The following is a 14,871-nucleotide window of genomic DNA, read 5'->3' on the forward strand; positions in this document are numbered from 1 at the left end:
GAACAACAGCAGCGGGCCGAACGAGCGCTGCAGCCTGAACTACCGCAGCACTCCCAGTTCGCGCGCCTTCGACACTGCAGCGGTACGCGACGACACATTTAGCTTCGAAAAAATGTGCACCAGGTGAGACTTCACCGTCGTTTGCGAGACAAAGATTTCTCCCGCGATCGCCGCGTTCGACATCCCGGCGGCGACGCGCTCCAGCACCTCGATCTCGCGCTTGCTCAGACTCACTTGCGGAGCCCGCATCCGGTCTAGCAACCGGCCAGCGATCACGGGAGCCAAAGCGCTCTCGCCCGCAGCCGCAGCACGAACGGCCGCAATCAACTCATGGGGCGGCGCATCCTTCAGTAGATACCCGCTGGCACCAGCTTCTACGGCACCCAGGATGTCGCCATCGGTGTCGTAGTTGGTGAGAACCAACACGTACGGGGCAGCGTCGAGCGCGCGGATCCGGCGCGTGACCTCCGCCCCCGACTCCAGCTCCCCGAACTGCAGGTCCATCAAAATCACGCTCGGGTTCGCCGACTGCACGAGCGCAAAAGCTTCATCCGGCGTGGCCGCTTCCCCCACGACGGTGAGGTCAGTTTCGTGTTCGAGCAAGGCACGCAAACCAGCGCGGACGACCGGATGATCGTCGGCAATCGCCACCCGGATCATGCCGTCTCCCCCGCCGATGGGCTCAGCATCAGATCAACCGTCACCGTGGTGCCAGCGCCGGGGCTCGACTCCACCGTCAACGTGCCACCCAGTTGTTCGACACGTTCGCGGGTTGCCGTTAGCCCGAAGGAATCAGTGAACCCTCGAGCCGATGCTGCCTCCGCTCGTTCGGGATCGAACCCTCGCCCGTTGTCAGCAATCATGAGCCGCACATCCGAATCATTTCGCTCGATGGAGATCGTGGCCTGCGTTGCCTCCGAGTGCTGCACGACGTTCGCCATCGCCCCCTGGGCGATGCGCAATAGCGCGGTCTGCACGGGCATCGGCAGGTCAAGAGCATCCGCCACCCGCACCCGGATCTCACGCTCGGGGGTCTGCCACTGGGTTTCAGCGAGACGACGCAAAGCCGCGCCCATCCCCTGCGCCACGAGTGCCGCCGGGGCGAGCTCGCGAATGAAGTTACGAGTGTCGGCGAGATTGGCGGCCGCAGTCTCACGGGCAAGGCGCACGTGTTCGAGGCCCACAGCATCCGGGTCAGCACGTTCAGCAGCATGCAGCAGCATCTGGATGCTCGACAACCCCTGCGCGACGGTGTCATGAATCTCGCGGGCGAGTCTCGCTCGCTCTGCCAGCACCCCGGATTCGCGTTCGGTCTGCGCCAACTGGTCGCGCGTCTCGAGGAGTTGCTTCACCAACAGTTCGCGGTCTGCAGCCTCAGCCGCGAGTGATTTGTAGCCAAGACCAATCACGATCGCAACGCCCGCTCCGACGAGTGGCCCCACCACGCCACCCACAGTCCATTCGCTGTGAAGACCGAGAGCGGCGATGGCCAGCAACGTCGATCCCAGCACGGCGAGGGTGCGCCAGCCGCGCGGCAACAGGTGCAGATAAAGAAAGAACAGGGGGAACACCAGGTAGGCGGCATCCGGGCTCAACCACACCAGCACGAGCCATTCTGCCGACAAGACCAGTGCCCACAGGTAGGCCGTCACCGACTGCGCGCTCGCCCCCGAACTCATCGCATGTCTCGCCAAATAACCGCCGAAACCGTAAGTGATGAGCAACAGTGCGGCGAGCGCAATCACCGCCACCATGTTCGGGTTGCCATCGACAAGCGCACGCACCACCACGAGCACAGTCAAAGCGACAAAGAGGATGTGCAAACTGGTGCGCAACCCCACAAAAACGGGGGTCAACGCAGTGTGGCTCATAATTCGACCCTACTGCCGCGCACGAGTGCTTCTATCCATCGAAAGGATGATTGTGCCCTCCGCACTATGCGCCACGAAAGGTACCCTCCCGGCCGATGCCCTACCGCGCCCACACGAGGATGCTGGTTACTGTCGCCATTCGTCGACGCCGAAAGGACTCCCCATGTTTGTTGCCTGGCGCGATCTGCGCTTCGCCCGCGGACGATTCGTGCTCATTGGCACAGTCGTCGCCCTCATCACGTTGCTCGTCGGCTTTCTGAGTGGCCTCACTGGTGGGCTCGCTGCCCAGAACATTTCTGGTGTTCTGTCGTTGCCGGCTGACCAGCTCGTGTTCGCCACCCCGAGCAGCAAGGGAGCGGATGAAGCCAGCTTCTCCGACTCGAACGTCACTGAGAAGCAGGCAAACATCTGGGCTAACGCTGACGGTGTCGAGTCGGCCAACCCCATCGGAGTTTCGCAGACCAAGGCCGAGTCGCCCGAGTCGAGCACTTCCATCGCCGTCTTCGGAGTCGTTGCCGGTTTCGATGAGACCGCCCCGAGCGGCGACGGCAAGGTCGGCCTCTCGGAGGATGCCGCCACCGCCCTCGACGTTTCCACCGGCGACACCATCACGGTTGCCGGCACCGACTACACGGTCGAGAAGGTCAGCGGCAACTGGTGGTACAACCACACGCCTGTCGTTCAGATGACCCTCGAAGACTGGCAGGGTTACTCCGCCACGACCGGAAACCCGGATGCCTACGCCACCGCCATTGCGGTCAACGGCGACGCCGACTGGGATGCCATCAATGCTGACGCTGACACCCTCAGCAACTCGGTTCTCCTGTCGCTGACCGCCGTGAGTTCGTTCCGCTCAGAGATCGGTTCGCTGCTACTGATGGTCGCGATGCTGTTCGGCATTTCGGCCCTCGTGATCGGCGCGTTCTTCACGGTGTGGACGATGCAGCGCAAGGCTGACATCGCGATGCTGAAAGCGCTCGGAGCATCCACCTCGTCACTCATCCGCGACGCCCTCGGTCAGGCCCTCATCGTGCTGCTGATCGGTGTCGGAATCGGCATCGGCATCACGGCCCTTCTTGGGGTACTGATGGGCAGCGCGCTGCCGTTCATCCTGAGCCCCTTCACCACCCTGCTGCCCGGCGTCATCATGATTGTGCTCGGCCTTGCCGGTGCTGCTTTCGCCCTGCGTTCCGTCACTACCGCCGATCCACTCACTGCCCTGGGGAGCACCCGATGATCCACCTAAACAACGTCACCCTCACCTTCCCCGACGGCGAAGGCCGCGTCACGGCCGTCGACCATGTCACGCTCAGTGCCCGCCCCGGCACCGTCACGGGCATCACCGGCCCGAGCGGTTCGGGCAAGTCGAGCCTGCTGGCCGTCGCCGCCACGCTCATCCGCCCCGACTCCGGTCGCGTCATGATCGATGACGTGGATGCCGCCCAGCTGTCGGCCGCCGAAGCCACCGTGCTACGCCGCGACAGCATCGGTATCGTCTTTCAGCAGTCGAACCTGCTGCCTTCGCTCACCGCGCTGGAACAGCTCGCCGTCATGAACGAGCTCGGTGCCCCGCACAGCCGTGGCAAGCGTGCCGCGGTTACCGCCCACGCTCGCGAGCTGCTGGATGCCGTTGGCTTGGCCGACCAGGCTCACAAGCGTCCGCATCAGCTTTCGGGCGGTCAGCGTCAGCGCGTCAACATCGCGCGGGCGCTCATGAACGACCCGAAAGTGCTCCTCGTCGATGAACCGACCAGTGCCCTCGACCAGGAGCGCGGCGCGAGCATCATCGAACTCATCCTGCGTCTCACCGACGAACGCAACACCTCAACGCTGCTCGTCACCCACGATCTTGTTCATCTCCCCCGTATGCACGCGGTCATGAACATGGTGGATGGCGCGCTCGAGTCGGTGCGCAGCGAGGTGCCGGTTACCGTCGGGTAACCTCACTCCCTTGCGGGTAACTAGGGGTCATGCAGGAGCATTATGGCCATGACCGACACCATGAACGCCGTAGCGTACTCGCATGCTTTGCCCATCGACGACCCCACGAGCCTGGAAGATGTGACTCTTCCGGTTCCTGCCGTGGGGCCGCACGACCTCCTCGTGAAGGTCGTCGCCGTTTCTGTGAACCCCGCCGACGTGAAGGTTCGCTCCGACATGGATCCGGGTGGGGTCCCGACCGTCCTCGGTTTCGACGCCGCTGGAACCGTCGCGGCCGTGGGCAGCGACGTCACCCTGTATGCCGTCGGCGACGAGGTGTACTACGCGGGAGCGATGGGCCGTTCCGGCTCCAACGCTGAACTTCAGGCCGTTGACGAGCGCATCGTCGGCACCAAGCCGAAGTCGGCCACCTTCGCCGAAGCCGCTGCACTCCCCCTCACCACTCTCACCGCGTGGGAGGGCCTGTTCGACAAGCTCAAGCTCACCGCCGAGAGCACGGGAACCCTGCTCGTCGTCGGCGGCGCTGGCGGCGTGGGCTCGATGATCATCCAGCTTCTCAAGGCACGCACCCCCGGCATCCGCATCATCGCCTCCGCCGGTCGCGAAGCCAGCCAAGAGTGGGTTCGCTCGCTCGGAGCGGATGAGGTAGTCCGTCACGGCGAACACCTCACCGAAGACGTGAAGCGCGTCGCCCCCGAGGGAATCGACTACATCTACAGCACCAACACCGTGGGCCAGATCGAGGCCTTCGTCGAGATCTTGAACCCCTTCGGTGAGATCGTCGCCACCGACAACCCCGGCCTGGTCGACCTCGGCCTGTTCGGCGGCAAGAGCCTCTCGTGGCACTCCGAACTCATGTTCACGCGGTCGGTCTTCACCACGGCCGACATGGTGGTGCAGCACGAGCTTCTCACCACGGTCGGCGAAATGATCGACGCCGGCACCATCCGCAGCACCATGACCTCGGCCTTCAGCCCGCTGAACGCCGAGCAGCTGCGCCTCGCGCACGCCAGCGTCGAGACCGGTCGCACGCTCGGCAAGGTCGTCGTAACGAACGAGCCCCTCGCGAGCTAGCGAGAACCGCCCGCGGTTGCGCCGTGGCGCCTAGTGACCGATCTGGTCGGAGTCAGCACCGGACCCCGGCACGTCGATCGCCGCAATGGCATCGAGGTCGCGCGAGTCGAGTTCGAAGTCGAAGACCGCAATGTTGTCGGCCAGCCTGTCGGGGTTGGCCGACTTCGGGATTGCGACGAGGCCATTCTGCAGGTGCCAGCGCAGCGCGATCTGAGCCGCTGAGCGCTCGTGCTTGGCCGCGATCTCGAGCAACACCGGCTGGTCGAGCACGCCCTTGATGGGGCTCCACGATTCCGTGACGATTCCGCGGGAGTCGTGATACGCCCGGTCGGCGAGGCGAGCGTTGGTCGGCGAGAGGTCAACCTGGTTCACGGCCGGAACGGTAGCGCCCGCATCCGCCAGCACTTCAAGGTGGGCCGGCTTGAAATTTGAGACCCCGATCGAGCGCACAAAGCCATCTGCTTTGAGCTTCTCGAAGGTACGCCACGTGGAGAGGAACTTGTCGAGTTCTGGTCGAGGCCAGTGGATCAGCAGTAGGTCAACATACTCGAGGTCGAGGCGTTCGAGGCTGTCGCGCAGCCCCTCAATCGCGAGGTCGTCGCCTTGAAAGTCACCATCGAGTTTGGTCGTGACGAAGAGTTCGTCGCGATCAATGCCGCTGCGCCGGATGCCCTCGCCGACGCCCGCTTCGTTGCCGTAGCGCACCGCCGTATCGATGTGGCGATACCCGAGTTCGATGGCGGTTGGAACAACAACAGCGACTTCGGCATCGCTGAGCGGCCACGTGCCAAGACCAAGCTGGGGGATGCTGTGGCCGTCGTTGAGAGGAATCGAGGGGATCATCCTCTTAGGCTAAACGACGCTCAGGACAGTGTGCGAGGACTCGCTGTAGCGAATCCCCGCACACCCTGTGAGTTCTTTAGACCTCGAGTGCGGCCATGGCCAGATCAGGGTTTCCGAAGCGGTGTGCTGTAATCGACAGTGACTGCTCTTGCACGAAGATCAGCAGTTCAACGCGACCGGATGTCGTGACCTCTCCCGACCACACAGCGACGTCAGGGTTTCCGCCAACGGCTTCTGCGAGATCGACAGAGGAACCACCGATGAGGCGCACCCGGCTCGTCTTCAACTCGCCCTTAGCCGCACGCTCGTTCCAGCGAGCATCCGACTCGACTCGAACCTGAGCGACCGAGACTCCGGCATTTCCCGACTCGAATGATTCGGTGAGCAGCGACGGCAATGGAATAGCCGAGCTGATGTGAATGGTCGCGCCAATACGAGCAGCACCGGCGATCATGCGCACCAGGCTGCCAAGCGGTTGACCGTCCGACAGGCGAATGGTGACGGGCACCGGGCGATAACGGAAGACGTTGCGTTCGACGCCGAGTCCTGACACGTCGCGGCTAACACCGAACTCTGTCTCCCACGCGCGCTGGTCGCTTTCGGCGGCACGACGAACACGGTCGAACTCGTCGAACTCCATGCCCGACTGTGCTTTCTTGATAACCGAAGAGACCTGGTCGCTGAGACCGCGCACCTGAATGTCGCGAGCGGCGGGCTGCTCTACAGCCTTCCACTGCCCGAGTGTCATCAGGTAGTTGGGTCCGCCAGCCTTGGCGTGACAGCCGACGGCTGAACGCTTCCAACCGCCAAAGGGCTGGCGGCGAACGATGGCGCCGGTGATTCCACGGTTGACGTAGGCGTTTCCGGCCTGAACCTCATCGAGCCAGCGAGCAACCTCGGTGGGATCGAGCGAGTGGATGCCCGCAGTCAGTCCGTAGTCCACGGCGTTCTGCATCTCGATCGCTTCGGTGAGGTTCTTGGCACGCATCACGCCGAGAACGGGACCGAAGTATTCGGTCATGTGGAATTCGCTGCCCGACGCGACCCCGGTGCGAACTCCGGGAGTCCACTGCTTGCCTTCGTCATCAAGCTGACGTGGCTTCACGAGCCAGCTCTCGCCGGGAGCGAGGGTGGTGAGGGCGTTGAGCAACTTGCCCTGAGCAGGCTCAACGATCGGGCCCATCATGGTGAGAGGGTCCTGAGGGAGGCCAACGCGCAGGGTGCGTACCGAGTCAACAAGCTGGCGCTCGAACCGTTCGCTCCTCCCGACCGAACCGACCAAGATCACGAGAGAGGCCGCTGAGCACTTTTGCCCTGCGTGTCCGAAGGCGCTCTTGGTGACGTCGGCGACGGCGAGGTCGAGATCTGCGCTCGGCGTCACGATGATCGCGTTCTTTCCACTGGTCTCCGCGAGAATCGGCAGGTCATTGCGCCAGGAACGGAACATTGCTGCGGTCTCCCACGCACCGGTCAGGATGACGCGGTCAACGGCAGGGTCGGCAATCATGACGCGACCGAGTTCACGATCCTTCAAATCAACAAACGTGAGCACGTCGCGCGGCACTCCGGCTTCCCAGAGAGCTTCGACCATCACTGCGGCGCTGCGCTGCGAGAGCTTCGCGGGCTTGATGATGACGCCGCTGCCGGAGGCGAGAGCCGAAAGGACGCTCCCTGCCGGAATGGCGACCGGGAAGTTCCACGGCGGGGTAACGACGATAAGCCCCGACGGAACAAAGGTGGCGTCTTCGATCTTTTCAAGGTCGAGCGAGCGCTCTGCGTAGTAGTGCGCGAAGTCGATCGCTTCACTTACTTCAACGTCGCCTTCAGCAATGGTCTTGCCTGCTTCGTTGGCCATGACCTCGATGAGGCGGGCACGGGAGTTCTCGATGGCGTCACCGGCACGGTGCAAGATTGCGGCGCGCTCAGCGGCGGGCATCGCACCCCAGCGGCGTCCTGCAGCCGTTGTCGACTCGAGGATGCTCTTCATCTGTTCGGCGGTGCTGACTGCCCCAGCCGTGACGGTGTCGACACCGAGCTGCGACTCTCCACTGCGTGCCAAGATCGCGCGACCCCACGTGCGGTTATCGCCAATGGCGGGATCAGTGTCGGCAACGTTATCGAAGGGACGCTCGCCGATGATCGCAGCAGGTGTGGAGCGGTCCTGAATGCGGTTGGTGGTCTGAGCCGGCACGTCGAGGTTCGCGAGCGAAGCCAAGAAACGGTCTTGCTCGCGCACGAAGATGTGTTCGTTGCTGGAGAGTTCGAACAACCCCGACATGAAGTTCTCGGTGCTGGCGTTCTCTTCGAGGCGACGCACGAGGTAGCTGATGGCCGAGTCGAACTCGGTCGGCTGAACAACGGGCGTGTACAGCAGCAGGCTGCCGACGTCCTTTCGGACCGCTTCGGCCTGGCCAGTAGCCATTCCGAGGAGCATTTCGAACTCAATGCCGTGCGTTACGCCTCGCTCTTGAGCGAGGTGCCAGGCGAATGCAATGTCGAAGAGGTTGTGGCCAGCAACACCGATGCGCACGGCATCCACGTGCTCAGGGGTGAATGCCCAGTCGAGCACGCGCTTGTAGTGAGTGTCGGTGTCTTGCTTAGTTCCCCACGTGGCCATGGGCCAGTGGTGAGTTACCGCGTCAACGTGTTCCATCGCGAGGTTGGCGCCCTTAACAACGCGCACCTTGATGCCGGCACCGCCGCGAGCGCGACGTTCCATCGACCAGCGGGTGAGTTCCTGCAGCGCGGTGAGGGCATCCGGCAGATACGCCTGAAGCACGATACCCGCTTCAAGTTCGAGTAGTTCTGGCTGGTCGAGAAGCTTCTCGAAGACCGCGATCGTGAGGTCGAGGTCTTTGAACTCTTCCATGTCGAGGTTGATGAACTTCTTCTGCGGCGAGCGCAGCGCAAGCAGGTAGAGCGGGGTGAGGCGGTCGACAACACGGTCGACGGTCTCGTCGAAGGCCCACATGGAAAGTTGGGACACGACCGACGACACCTTGATGGAGACGTAGTCAACGTCATCCCGGTTCAGAAGCGCGCGCGTTCCGGCGAGGCGCTTGTCTGCCTCGTCGTCACCAAGAACGGCTTCGCCGAGCAGGTTGAGGTTGAGGTTGACGCCTTCACGACGCAAGTGCACGAGGGCCTTGTCGAGCTTGGCGGGAGTGGCATCGATGATGAGGTGGCCGACCATGCCGCGGAGAACGCGACGAGCGATCGGGACGATGATCCACGGGAGCAGAGGTGCGAAGCCGCCACCGACCATGATCGCGAAGCGGAGGTACCACGGCAGGAAGGCCGGGATGATGTGCGTGAGGCGCTCGAGGTTGCGGCCGGCGACACGCAAATCTTCGGGACGCACAACGGTGTCAATGAAGCCAAGAGTGAACTCGAGTCCGTTCGGGTCTTTCAGCACACCGGCAAGGCGCGTGGCACTCGCGTCGGTGGGAAACTCTTCACTTTCGGCCAGCCACCGGCGAACGGTGGCTACCGTTTGGTCGGCAATCTGCTGGTGTGAAGCATCGAGGTTGTCGGTAGAAGTTGACATGCTCACGAGAATAGGCCTCCGAACGGGATTGTGGCTGGAACTCTCAGTGTGCGCCCGGGAGTGCCTTTAGCAAAAGCGACGGAAATCGCATGGTTTCAGTTAGAATTAGTTAACGATTGGCGGAGAAATGCTCGATGTTAGACGGCTGCGACTTTTGCGAGAACTCAAGCTTCGCGGAACCATCGCCGCGGTGGCGAACGCCCTCAGTTACACGCCGTCTGCAGTCTCCCAACAGCTCGCTCTTCTTGAAGAAGAAGCGCGGGTTCCACTGCTCGTTAAAGCGGGTCGCCGCGTGCAGCTCACCCCCGAAGCCGAGCTCCTCGTCGAGCACACTGTCGCCCTCCTCGAACGCCTCGAACTCATGGAAGCGGAGATCCACTCCTCGCTCACTGAAGTGCGCGGAAAAGTACGTCTCGCCGTATTCCAATCGGCAGCGCTCGGCATCATCCCCCAAGCGCTCAGCATCATTGCCGAAGAACACCCCCAACTGCGCATCGAGATGACCCAGCGCGAACCCGAAAGTGCACTCTTCGAAACCTGGACGCGTGAATTCGACCTCGTGATCGCCGAACAGTATCCCGGCCATGCCGCACCCCGGCATCCCGATCTCGACATGCTCCCCCTCTATGCCGACGAGCTCTCGCTCGCTGTTCCTCACGAGAGTGGAATCATGAGTCTCGCCGACACCACCCAGAGTGCCTGGGTGATGGAACCCCGAGGCACCGCCTCCCGCCACTGGGCAGAACAGCAGTGCCGCCGCGCGGGGATAGAGCCCGACGTTCGCTACGAAACCGCCGACCTTCAGGCCCACATCCGTCTCGTTGAATCAGGCCACGCCACTGCAATCTTGCCGGGGCTCGTCTGGGGCAGCCGCACGCCGACCGTCGCCCTGAGGCCTATGCCGGGCCTCCCCCGCCGCACCGTCTTCACCTCAGTGCGCGACTCGAGCGTCAGCCGGCCATCGATTGTGGCGTGCCGAGAAGTGCTTGAGCGGGTCGTGCTCGCGCTCGCGCCGGAGTAGCCGCGACGGCTTCAGTGGCGAAACCTGACTACGCAGAATCGCGGATGACGAGCTCAGTATCGAGGGTCGTCACGGTGTCGACTGGTCGGTTTTCAATCAGGCCGACAATCATTTCGGCCATGCGGCGGCCCATCTCGACGGAGGGTTGACGCACTGTCGTCAGTGGTGGAGTCGCGGTGCTCCCATAGTTATCGTCGTCGAAACCGACCACGGCGATATCGTCGGGCACGGAGAGCCCGGCTTCGCGGATGGCCGAATAGGCACCGATGGCCATCTGGTCGTTGGCGGCGAAGATGCCGTCGATGGGCTCGCCGCGGGCCAGCAGGCGTCGCATTGCGTCTGCGCCGGAAGGCGGAGAGAAGTCGCCGACTTCCACGAGATCGCTCGTGAGACCGTGTTTTTCGAGAGTGGCGTGGAAGGCAGAAAGACGGTCAACGCCCGGGGGCATATCTTGCGGGCCAGCGATCGTGGCCAGCTTGGTGCGACCGGAAGCGATCAAATGCTCAACGGCAGTGCAGGCACCAGCAAAGTTGTCGACATCCACGTAGTAGTTGTCGCCGCCCACGTCGCTGAGCGGGCGCCCACCGAACACGACAGGCAGGGTGCGGCTGAGCTCAGAGTAGGAGTGGTCGCCCGTGTGGTGCGAGACCACGAGAGCGCCATCGACGTTGCCGCCGAGGAGATAGCGCCGCGTCTTGTGTGATGCGGCCCCTGACTCGATGATCATGTTGAGCGTGTAATCGGTGTCTTCGAGGTAAAGCGCAACGCCCTGCACAACCGCTGCGAAGAAGGGGTCATCGAAGACCTTGGCTGCCGATTCCGGAACCACCATCGCGATGGCCTGCGTCTTGCGACTCACGAGCGAGCGGGCAGCGCGATTGGGCACGTAATTGAGCTCGTCGATGGCGGCCTGAACGACAGTGGCAACATCCGCGCTCACCTTAGGAGAACCGTTCACAACGCGAGACACGGTGGCGCGCGAAACGCCTGCCTGTGCCGCCACCATTTCGAGTGTTGGCATGGCCCCGCTGCGCAGTTTCTCCGCCACGAGCTCGCTCTCTCCTAGAAGGTCCTGCCTAACCCTAACGATCAGGAGGCCTTCTTCGTGGCAGCGATGTGGGCTGCATACTCCGTGGCGCTGCGCTTCGGGATGCGCTCCTGGGTGTCGTAATCGACGTAAACAATCCCGAAACGCTTGTTGTAGCCCCACGCCCATTCGAAGTTGTCGAGGAGCGACCACACGAAGTAGCCGCGCACATCAGCGCCGTCGGCAATGGCATCCGCGACCGCCTGAATGTGCTGGGCGATGTAGCTGGCACGCTTCGGGTCATCGATGGTGTCGCCGACGCGGGTGTCGTCGTACGACGCGCCATTTTCGGTGACATACAGCGGCGGCAGAGTGGGATATTCCTTGCCGAGGCGCACAAGCAGGCGGCGTAGCCCGCTCGGGTTGACCTCCCAGTCCATGGCCGTTCGCGGAAGGTCGCGAGGGGGCATCGTCACGAACTCGCTGCCGACAAACATGGAGCGACCGGGCTTTGTGGTGGGGCGAAGTCCGGGCGCAGCGTCGGCGGGAGCGGGATGCCCACTCACGTTGTCATCGTGGTAGTGGTTCACTCCCAAGAAGTCGATGGGGGCGGAGATGATCTCAAGGTCGCCCTCCTGCACATACTGCTCGAAGTCGTACTCGCGCATGTCGTCAATGACGTCGGCCGGGTAGGCGCCCAGCACGAGGGGCTCGAGGAACATGCGGTTCCAGATGCCGTCGATGCGGCGTGCGGCGTCGAGGTCGACGGGATCGTTCGGGTCGTTCGGCACGGCGTTGGTGAGGTTGAGCGTGATGCCGAGCTCAATCTCGCGGCCCTGGGCTGCAGCGAGCTTGCGCAGTCGTTCGGCGGCAAGGCCGTGCGCGAGGTGCTGGTGATGCAGCGCAGCCAGACCCTGGTTCGGGTCGGTGAGACCGGGAGCGTGCTCGCCGGCAATGTAGCCAATCAGCGACGAGCAGAGTGGCTCGTTGAAGGTAGTCCAGTGGCTGACGCGATCGCCAAGCGCGGTATAGACAGCCTCGGCATAGTCAGCGAAACGGTACGCGGTGTCGCGGTTCGCCCATCCGCCTTTCTCTTGAAGAGCCTGCGGCAGATCCCAGTGATAGAGAGTGAGCCACGGCAGGATGCCGGCCTCCAGCAGCGAGTCAACAAGTCGACTGTAGAAGTCGAGGCCCTCGGCGTTGGGCTCGCGGTCGCCGGGAACAACACGGGCCCAGCTGGTGGAGAAGCGGTAGGAATCGAGCCCCAGCTTCTTCATCAACTGCACGTCATCGTTCATGCGGTAGTAGTGGTCGACCGCAATTTCGGGGGTGTCTCCGTTGGCGACGGCGAGCGGCTGGCGGGCATAGTGATCCCAGATGGAATCCTCTTTGCCGCCTTCGTGAGCTGCTCCCTCGATCTGGGCAGCGGCGGTGGCGGATCCCCAGAGGAAGCCTTTCGGCCAGGTGGTGGTGAGAGTGTTCATTAGCCTTTTACTGCTCCTGCCATGATGCCCGAGACGAGTTGCCGTCCGGCGAGAATGAAGATGATGAGCAGCGGCAAGGTGGCGAGCACCGCTCCCGAAAGCACGACCGAGTAGTCCACGTATTTTGCGCTCTGCAGCTGACTCAGCGCAACCTGCAGGGTCGGATTTTGTGGTGCAACCAACAGCGGCCACAAGTAATCGGTCCACGCGGTCATGAAGGTGAAGAGTCCGAGAATCGCCATCGCGGGGCGGGCCGCGGGGATTCCGACGTTCCAGAAGGTGCGGAACATATTGGCCCCGTCGACACGGGCCGCTTCGATGAGTTCGTCGGGAATGACATCCACCAAATATTGGCGCATGAAGAACACCCCGAATGCTGTCACGAGCGTTGGCACGACAACAGCGCCGAGGGTGCCCGTCCAGCCGAGCTCTTTCATGAGCATGAACTGCGGGATGATGCCGAGTTGGGTTGGCACCGCAAGCGTGGCGATCACGAAGATCATGAGTCCTTCGCGGCCTTTGAAGCGCAGCTTCGCGAACGCATAGCCGGCCAGAGTCGAGAAGAAGATCACCGAGGTCGTGATGATCGTCGAGACGATGATGCTGTTCAGCAGCGACTGCCAGAACGGAACGGTGGAGAGCACTTCGCCAACGTTGATCCAGAAGCGACCGCCGGGCAGCAACGGTGGCCAGGTGGCGGTGATGGCCGTGTTGTCGCTCGAGCCAACAACGTACGACCACCACAGCGGGTACGAACCGCCGAGGAACAGGGCCATCAGCAGACCGTAGATCAAGAAGCCGGGGCGTTCGGCGAGTCCACGGGCGCGGCCGCGACCACGGCGCTTCTCGTCCGCTAGGGCCTGCTTGTCGGCGGCGCGATCGGGGGTTCGTGTGGGGCTCGTGGTGCTCATGAGCTCTTCTCCTCGTCTACGACGGATGCCGCTGGCACGCCGGTGGGGTTGGCCGCGGTGGTGGCGCGGTAGCGCGCAAGTTTCTTGGCTCGGCGCTTCGAAATGACCTTCACTTCGGTCGAGGCGATCTTGCGCGAAATCCAGAAATTCAGCATTCCGATGCCGACGATGATGATGAACAGCAGCCACGCGATGGCGGAGGCCTTGCCGAAGTCACCGCGGTTGAACGCCATGTCCCACAGGTACAGCACGGTGGTTTGGTACTCGCGATGAGCACCGCCGAGGTTCGCACTGGTGGGGTTAAATAGCTTCGGTTCGGTGAAGATCTGCAGGCCACCGATCGTGGCGGTAATGATCACGAAGATCATGGTGGGGCGGATGCTCGGCAGCGTCATCGAGAAGAACCGACGCACGGCGCCCGCTCCATCCAGGGCTGCCGATTCGTAAATGTCGCGGGGAACAGCCTGCATCGCGGCGAGAAGAATGAGCGCGTTGTAGCCGGTCCAGCGCCAGTTGACCATCGTGGCGATGGCGAAGTGGCTGGGGAAGACTTCGCTCTTCCACAACACAGGATCAATGTTGAAGGAGGTCAGGATGTTGTTGATGAGCCCGTACTTTTCGCCGAACGCACTCGAGAAGATGATGGCGACCGCGACCGGGGTCACGATGTACGGGATCAGAATGCTCATGCGCCAGAAGGTTTTGGCGCGAAGGTTTTGGTCGAGCAGGGCCGCGATGAAGACGGCGGCGACCAGCTGCGGAATCGCGCTGAGCAGGAAGATGCTCATCGTGTTGAAGAGCGAGTTCCAGAAGTAGGGGTCGTTGAGCTCGGCGACATAGTTGTCGAAGCCGATCCATTCACCGGCACCGCTCAGGATGTCCCAGTCGTTGAGCGAGACAACAAACGTGTAGACGAGGGGGAAGAGCCCGATGAGTGCGAAGAGCACAAAGAAGGGGGCGATATAGAGGTAGGGGGACGCTTTCACGTCGAGGCGACTCAGACGCTGCCGCCGGGTGAGCCGTGTCGCATTGCGCTCGGAGCGCTTCTTCGCCTCACCTGAATCAGGTCTCGGCGGGCTCGTCATCGTCGTCATGAGATATCGCTTTCAAGAAGTGAGGCCCCCGGCCAGGGGATGACCGGGGGCCTCAATT

General features: G+C 62.8%; 12 protein-coding genes. 4 read left to right on the forward strand and 8 right to left on the reverse strand.

Features of this window, described 5'->3' with window-relative positions; translation table 11 throughout:
- Window positions 1-39: 39 nt before the first annotated feature.
- Together I6E60_RS00645 and I6E60_RS00650 are read right to left on the reverse strand one after the other, a co-directional pair.
- Window positions 40-660, reverse strand: a complete 621-nt coding sequence (locus I6E60_RS00645; RefSeq protein WP_197122038.1) for a response regulator transcription factor — start codon at window positions 658-660, stop codon at window positions 40-42.
- Window positions 657-1,871, reverse strand: coding sequence for a sensor histidine kinase (locus I6E60_RS00650; RefSeq protein WP_197178353.1), 1,215 nt, complete (start codon window positions 1,869-1,871; stop codon window positions 657-659). Before I6E60_RS00650 ends, I6E60_RS00645 begins: the two co-directional genes overlap by 4 nt.
- Before the next feature lie 163 nt (window positions 1,872-2,034).
- On the opposite strand from I6E60_RS00650, the gene I6E60_RS00655 reads away from it, so the two are divergent.
- The 3 genes from I6E60_RS00655 to I6E60_RS00665 are packed head-to-tail and all read left to right on the forward strand — an operon-like array spanning window position 2,035 to window position 4,886.
- Window positions 2,035-3,108, forward strand: coding sequence for an ABC transporter permease (locus tag I6E60_RS00655; RefSeq protein ID WP_197178355.1), 1,074 nt, complete (start codon window positions 2,035-2,037; stop codon window positions 3,106-3,108).
- Window positions 3,105-3,812, forward strand: coding sequence for an ABC transporter ATP-binding protein (locus I6E60_RS00660; protein ID WP_197122047.1), 708 nt, complete (start codon window positions 3,105-3,107; stop codon window positions 3,810-3,812). The genes I6E60_RS00655 and I6E60_RS00660 overlap by 4 nt, the downstream gene beginning before the upstream one ends.
- Before the next feature lie 48 nt (window positions 3,813-3,860).
- On the forward strand, window positions 3,861-4,886 hold the full coding sequence (locus I6E60_RS00665; protein ID WP_231601082.1) for a zinc-binding alcohol dehydrogenase family protein: 1,026 nt from the start codon (window positions 3,861-3,863) through the stop codon (window positions 4,884-4,886).
- 30 nt (window positions 4,887-4,916) lie between these two features.
- Here the strand turns inward: I6E60_RS00665 and I6E60_RS00670 are convergent, their stop codons facing one another.
- Together I6E60_RS00670 and I6E60_RS00675 are read right to left on the reverse strand one after the other, a co-directional pair.
- On the reverse strand, window positions 4,917-5,729 hold the full coding sequence (locus tag I6E60_RS00670) for an aldo/keto reductase (protein WP_197122053.1): 813 nt from the start codon (window positions 5,727-5,729) through the stop codon (window positions 4,917-4,919).
- A 76-nt stretch (window positions 5,730-5,805) separates the two neighbouring features.
- Complete coding sequence (locus I6E60_RS00675) at window positions 5,806-9,276, reverse strand: bifunctional proline dehydrogenase/L-glutamate gamma-semialdehyde dehydrogenase (RefSeq protein ID WP_197178356.1); 3,471 nt, start codon at window positions 9,274-9,276, stop codon at window positions 5,806-5,808.
- Window positions 9,277-9,403: 127 nt separating this feature from the next.
- On the opposite strand from I6E60_RS00675, the gene I6E60_RS00680 reads away from it, so the two are divergent.
- Window positions 9,404-10,297 (forward strand): LysR family transcriptional regulator, encoded by an 894-nt coding sequence (locus tag I6E60_RS00680; RefSeq protein ID WP_197122059.1) that lies wholly within the window; start codon window positions 9,404-9,406, stop codon window positions 10,295-10,297.
- 28 nt (window positions 10,298-10,325) lie between these two features.
- Here I6E60_RS00680 and I6E60_RS00685 read toward each other — a convergent pair whose 3' ends face one another.
- The 4 genes from I6E60_RS00685 to I6E60_RS00700 form a co-directional block, all read right to left on the reverse strand.
- On the reverse strand, window positions 10,326-11,318 hold the full coding sequence (locus tag I6E60_RS00685) for a LacI family DNA-binding transcriptional regulator (protein WP_197122061.1): 993 nt from the start codon (window positions 11,316-11,318) through the stop codon (window positions 10,326-10,328).
- A 68-nt stretch (window positions 11,319-11,386) separates the two neighbouring features.
- Entirely contained in the window at window positions 11,387-12,808 is a 1,422-nt protein-coding gene (locus tag I6E60_RS00690) for a GH1 family beta-glucosidase (protein WP_197178357.1), read from the reverse strand.
- The gene (locus I6E60_RS00695) at window positions 12,808-13,719 is read right to left on the reverse strand and encodes a carbohydrate ABC transporter permease (protein WP_197122067.1); all 912 of its coding nucleotides are present in this window, start codon (window positions 13,717-13,719) and stop codon (window positions 12,808-12,810) included. Before I6E60_RS00695 ends, I6E60_RS00690 begins: the two co-directional genes overlap by 1 nt.
- Complete coding sequence (locus tag I6E60_RS00700; RefSeq protein ID WP_197122070.1) at window positions 13,716-14,813, reverse strand: carbohydrate ABC transporter permease; 1,098 nt, start codon at window positions 14,811-14,813, stop codon at window positions 13,716-13,718. Before I6E60_RS00700 ends, I6E60_RS00695 begins: the two co-directional genes overlap by 4 nt.
- Window positions 14,814-14,871: the final 58 nt, after the last annotated feature.

Origin of the sequence: Salinibacterium sp. SWN167, from assembly GCF_015864665.1 — a bacterium.
Classification (GTDB): domain Bacteria; phylum Actinomycetota; class Actinomycetes; order Actinomycetales; family Microbacteriaceae; genus Rhodoglobus.

What these genes read in the sequence shown, in the direction of transcription:
- I6E60_RS00645 (WP_197122038.1), bottom strand. Translation starts at nt 660, where the DNA reads ATGATCCGGGTGGCGATTGCCGACGATCATCCGGTCGTCCGCGCTGGT.
- I6E60_RS00655 (WP_197178355.1), top strand. Translation starts at nt 2,035, where the DNA reads ATGTTTGTTGCCTGGCGCGATCTGCGCTTCGCCCGCGGACGATTCGTG.
- I6E60_RS00665 (WP_231601082.1), top strand. Translation starts at nt 3,861, where the DNA reads ATGACCGACACCATGAACGCCGTAGCGTACTCGCATGCTTTGCCCATC.
- I6E60_RS00670 (WP_197122053.1), bottom strand. Translation starts at nt 5,729, where the DNA reads ATGATCCCCTCGATTCCTCTCAACGACGGCCACAGCATCCCCCAGCTT.
- I6E60_RS00675 (WP_197178356.1), bottom strand. Translation starts at nt 9,276, where the DNA reads ATGTCAACTTCTACCGACAACCTCGATGCTTCACACCAGCAGATTGCC.
- I6E60_RS00695 (WP_197122067.1), bottom strand. Translation starts at nt 13,719, where the DNA reads ATGAGCACCACGAGCCCCACACGAACCCCCGATCGCGCCGCCGACAAG.
- I6E60_RS00680 (WP_197122059.1), top strand. Translation starts at nt 9,404, where the DNA reads ATGCTCGATGTTAGACGGCTGCGACTTTTGCGAGAACTCAAGCTTCGC.
- I6E60_RS00690 (WP_197178357.1), bottom strand. Translation starts at nt 12,808, where the DNA reads ATGAACACTCTCACCACCACCTGGCCGAAAGGCTTCCTCTGGGGATCC.
- I6E60_RS00650 (WP_197178353.1), bottom strand. Translation starts at nt 1,871, where the DNA reads ATGAGCCACACTGCGTTGACCCCCGTTTTTGTGGGGTTGCGCACCAGT.
- I6E60_RS00660 (WP_197122047.1), top strand. Translation starts at nt 3,105, where the DNA reads ATGATCCACCTAAACAACGTCACCCTCACCTTCCCCGACGGCGAAGGC.
- I6E60_RS00685 (WP_197122061.1), bottom strand. Translation starts at nt 11,318, where the DNA reads ATGCCAACACTCGAAATGGTGGCGGCACAGGCAGGCGTTTCGCGCGCC.
- I6E60_RS00700 (WP_197122070.1), bottom strand. Translation starts at nt 14,813, where the DNA reads ATGACGACGATGACGAGCCCGCCGAGACCTGATTCAGGTGAGGCGAAG.